The sequence below is a fragment of the Hominimerdicola intestinalis genome (assembly GCF_054655215.1).
Genome location: NZ_BAAHNZ010000023.1, coordinates 1 through 5,197 on the forward strand (window position 1 = coordinate 1; position 5,197 = coordinate 5,197).

A 5,197-nucleotide genomic window follows, 5' to 3' on the forward strand; every position below is an offset into this window, starting at 1 on the left:
TCCGCACATAGCTGCCCAGCTGTGCCACTGGCGTGACAACTGGTGCACCAGAGGTGCGTCCATCCCGGTCCTCTCGTACTAGGGACAGCTCCTTGCAAATATCCTGCGCCCACGACAGATAGGGACCGAACTGTCTCACGACGTTCTGAACCCAGCTCGCGTACCGCTTTAATTGGCGAACAGCCAAACCCTTGGGACCGAATACAGCCCCAGGATGCGATGAGCCGACATCGAGGTGCCAAACCTCCCCGTCGATGTGGACTCTTGGGGGAGATCAGCCTGTTATCCCCAGGGTAGCTTTTATCCGTTGAGCGACGGCATTTCCACTCACATACCGCCGGATCACTAACTCCAACTTTCGTTACTGCTCGAACCGTCATTCTCGCAGTTAGGCTCGCTTCTGCGTTTACACTCTACTGCATGGTTTCCATCCATGCTGAGCGAACCTTTGAGCGCCTCCGTTACTCTTTTGGAGGCGACCGCCCCAGTCAAACTGCCCACCTAACAATGTCCCCCGACCCGATTCAGGGCCGCAGGTTAGAATTCCAGCACTCCAAGAGTGGTATCCCAAGGTCGACTCCACATCAGCTGACGCCGATGCTTCCCAGTCTCCCACCTATCCTGTACATGAAATACCGAAATCCAATATTAGGCTACAGTAAAGCTCCATGGGGTCTTTCCGTCTAGTCGCGGGTAACCGGCATCTTCACCGGTACTACAATTTCGCCGGGCGGGTTGTTGAGACAGTGCCCAGATCGTTACACCATTCGTGCGGGTCAGAACTTACCTGACAAGGAATTTCGCTACCTTAGGACCGTTATAGTTACGGCCGCCGTTTACCGGGGCTTCAATTCAATGCTCTCACATCTCCTCTTAACCTTCCGGCACCGGGCAGGTGTCAGCCCCTATACGTCATCTTTCGATTTAGCAGAGACCTGTGTTTTTGCTAAACAGTCGCCTGGGCCTATTCTCTGCGACTTGATTTCTCAAGTACCCCTTATCCCTAAGTTACGGGGTCAACTTGCCGAGTTCCTTAACAACCCTTCTCCCGTTGGCCTTAGAATCTTCTTCCTATCTACCTGTGTCGGTTTGCGGTACGGGCGCATTATACATTCATACAGCTTTTCTTGTCTCCGTCCATTGTGACTTCCCTACTAATTTTCGGTCCCTTTCGACCGGGTCAACCATCGCCCGGCTTCACAACTTTCAAAGCGTCCCTGTACTTAAGTATTTCTGCGGCTACGGAATTTCAACCGTATGTGCATCGGCTACGCGTTTCCGCCTCACCTTAGCTCCCGGCTTACCCTGAGCGGACGAACCTTCCTCAGGAAACCTTAGATTTTCGGCCATTATGATTCTCACATAATTCTCGCTACTCATTCCGGCATTCTCACTCGAATGAAATCCACCAGCGCTTCCGCTCTGACTTCTCCTCTCATTCGACGCTCTCCTACCCCTCAAGATCGCTCTTGAAGCCCAAGCTTCGGTATACGTTTTAGCCCCGTTGAATTTTCGGCGCAGAGTCACTCGACCAGTGAGCTATTACGCACTCTTTTAATGTATGGCTGCTTCTAAGCCAACATCCTGGTTGTTTATGCAACTCCACATCCTTTTCCACTTAAACGTATTTAGGGACCTTAGCTGTGGGTCTGGGCTGTTTCCCTTTCGACAACGAAACTTATCTCACGCTGTCTGACTCCCGTGAATCGATTATCTGGCATTCTTAGTTTGATAGGGTTCAGTAATCTTTCGACCCCTAGCCCATTCAGTGCTTTACCTCCAGTAATCTGTCACGAGGCTAGCCCTAAAGCTATTTCGGAGAGAACCAGCTATATCCGAGTTCGATTGGAATTTCTCCGCTATCCACACCTCATCCCCGGCCTTTTCAACGGACGTGGGTTCGGTCCTCCATGGAGTTTTACCTCCACTTCAACCTGGACATGGATAGGTCACTCGGTTTCGGGTCTATTGCATACGACTTACTAGCCCTATTAAGACTCGCTCTCGCTTCGGCTCCACACCTTAAGTGCTTAACCTTGCCGCATACAATAACTCGCCGGACCATTCTACAAAAGGTACCCGATCACACTTTGACGTGCTCTCGGTGCTTGTAAGCATAGGGTTTCAGGTTCTTTTTCACTCCCCTCCCGGGGTTCTTTTCACCGTTCCTTCACAGTACTATTCGCTATCGGTCATTAGGTAGTATTTAGGCTTGGAGGGTGGTCCCCCCGTCTTCCCACGGGATTTCTCGTGTCCCGCGGTACTCCGGATCCAGCTCGCTGACTCGTCTTTTCGCTTACGTGACTCTCACACTCTCTGATATGTCTTCCCATACATTTCAGCTAAAACTTATCAATGCTTATTGCTGTCCAATACCCCGAACGTATTGCTACATTCGGTTTAGCCTCTTCCGCTTTCGCTCGCCACTACTCACAGAATCTCGGTTGATTTCTCTTCCTCGCCCTACTTAGATGTTTCAGTTCAGGCGGTTCCCCTCATATACCTATTGATTCAGTATATGATACATGAGCTTCTCTCATGTGGATTGCTCCATTCGGATATCTGCGGATCATTTCATGCTTGCTGATCCCCGCAGCTTTTCGCAGCTTACCACGTCCTTCTTCGGCTCCTAATGCCAAGGCATTCTCCCTACGCTCTTATTAGCTTAACCATTTGAATTATGTTTAATCCTTCTTTAGAAAATGATTTTATTCAATAATCGCTTATTGTAGTTTTACCCGACTAAATCATTTTTTTGATTTTGTCGTTCATTTTTCCTCATTTGCATTACTTTTCTTCATTATTCAATTTTCAAGCTACCATTTTTGTTGCTCCTATAAACTCGCAACAAAATACAAATATTCTTTCGCAGCCTTTTTCAAAACTGCTTGGTGGGCACAATGTGGACAGTCCACTTGTTTTCAAGCTTTTTGTCTTCATCGTTTCCATTCTTTCGCAGTCTTTTTCAAAACTGCTTGGTGGGCACAAGTGGACTCGAACCACCGACCTCACGCTTATCAGGCGTGCGCTCTAACCACCTGAGCTATGCGCCCGAAACTAAAGTTTCGGTGAAGTTTTCACTTCATCAGTGTTAACGGTTGTTCGTTTCTCCTAATTCCCTTTGGTGGAGATGAGGAGGATCGAACTCCTGACCCCCTGCGTGCAAGGCAGGTGCTCTCCCAGCTGAGCTACACCCCCATGGTTAACGGTGCAGCTCAGCTTTTGAGCTTACACCCCATACTCAAGGGCTTAGGTTCCGTTCTTATGCTCTCTTTTATTGTGAAGCTACCTCTTCAGGTACCTTCAAAATTGAATAACAACTCTACAAAGCTTTTCCTTGTTCTGACCGGAACTTTCAGACTTTTTTGTCTGTTTGCTCCTTAGAAAGGAGGTGATCCAGCCGCACCTTCCGATACGGCTACCTTGTTACGACTTCACCCCAGTCATCAATCCCACCTTCGACAGCGTCCTCCTCACGGTTAGACTACTGGCTTCGGGTGTTACCGACTTCCATGGTGTGACGGGCGGTGTGTACAAGGCCCGGGAACGTATTCACCGCAGCATGCTGATCTGCGATTACTAGCAATTCCGACTTCATGTAGGCGGGTTGCAGCCTACAATCCGAACTAAGACTATTTTTTGTGTTTTGCTCCACATCACTGTCTTGCTTCACTTTGTTTATAGCCATTGTAGTACGTGTGAGGCCCAGGTCATAAGGGGCATGATGATTTGACGTCATCCCCACCTTCCTCCGTTTTGTCAACGGCAGTCTGTCTAGAGTGCTCTTGCGTAGCAACTAAACATAAGGGTTGCGCTCGTTGCGGGACTTAACCCAACATCTCACGACACGAGCTGACGACAACCATGCACCACCTGTCTATATGTCCCCGAAGGGATTTCACTCATCTCTGAGCTATGCATACGATGTCAAGACCTGGTAAGGTTCTTCGCGTTGCTTCGAATTAATCCACATACTCCACTGCTTGTGCGGGCCCCCGTCAATTCCTTTGAGTTTCAGCCTTGCGGCCGTACTCCCCAGGTGGATTACTTATTGTGTTAACTGCGGCACGGAAGGGGTCAGTCCCCCCACACCTAGTAATCATCGTTTACAGCGTGGACTACCAGGGTATCTAATCCTGTTTGCTCCCCACGCTTTCGAGCCTCAGCGTCAGTTAAAGCCCAGTAAGCCGCCTTCGCCACTGATGTTCCTCCTAATATCTACGCATTTCACCGCTACACTAGGAATTCCGCTTACCTCTACTTCACTCAAGAACCGCAGTTTCAAATGCAGTCTATGGGTTAAGCCCATAGTTTTCACATCTGACTTGCAGTCCCGCCTACACTCCCTTTACACCCAGTAATTCCGGACAACGCTCGCTCCCTACGTATTACCGCGGCTGCTGGCACGTAGTTAGCCGGAGCTTCCTCCTAGGGTACCGTCATTATCGTCCCCTAAGACAGAGGTTTACAATCCTAAAACCTTCTTCCCTCACGCGGCATCGCTGCATCAGAGTTTCCTCCATTGTGCAATATTCCCCACTGCTGCCTCCCGTAGGAGTCTGGGCCGTGTCTCAGTCCCAATGTGGCCGTCCAACCTCTCAGTCCGGCTACTGATCGTTGCCTTGGTAGGCCGTTACCTTACCAACTAGCTAATCAGACGCGAGCTCATCTTTCAGCGATAAATCTTTGATAATTTTATCATGCGGTAAAATTATTTTATGCGGTATTAACTGTCGTTTCCAACAGGTATCCCCCTCTGAAAGGTAGATTGCTCACGTGTTACTCACCCGTCCGCCACTAGCTTTGAAAAGCAAGCTTCTCTCCGCTCGTTCGACTTGCATGTGTTAAGCGTGCCGCCAGCGTTCGTCCTGAGCCAGGATCAAACTCTTAATTAAGTTGTATATCAAAAGCTTTCGCTTCTGCTATCCTGTTTCAGTCTTTACTGACTTTGCTCATTTTTTAGTCTTTGCTTGACTTCTTCATTCTCTTTGAGTTACTCAAATCAAATTTACAAGGGTTTTCTTTCGTTTCGTCGTTATTCAATTTTCAAGATACCTTCTCTCGCTCTCTCGTCTTCAGTTCTCTTTCCTTCACTCTCAAGAGCGCCTGTCTATTATATCACATCCTCGCTTATTTGTCAACCCCTTTTTTTCAAAAGTTTTTGACCTCTCGCTCTTTTGTGATATCTGCCTTTCGG

General features: G+C 48.7%; 2 tRNA genes and 2 rRNA genes. All 4 read right to left on the reverse strand.

Annotation, left to right across the window (positions count from 1 at the left end):
• Positions 1–2,671, reverse strand: a 23S ribosomal RNA gene (locus ACYQ0H_RS12280); the annotation flags it as partial.
• A 305-nt stretch (positions 2,672–2,976) separates the two neighbouring features.
• A tRNA-Ile gene (locus ACYQ0H_RS12285) sits at positions 2,977–3,053 on the reverse strand.
• Positions 3,054–3,122: 69 nt separating this feature from the next.
• A tRNA-Ala gene (locus ACYQ0H_RS12290) sits at positions 3,123–3,198 on the reverse strand.
• A gap of 186 nt (positions 3,199–3,384) precedes the next feature.
• Positions 3,385–4,895: ribosomal RNA gene (locus tag ACYQ0H_RS12295) — 16S ribosomal RNA — on the reverse strand.
• Positions 4,896–5,197 lie beyond the last annotated feature (302 nt).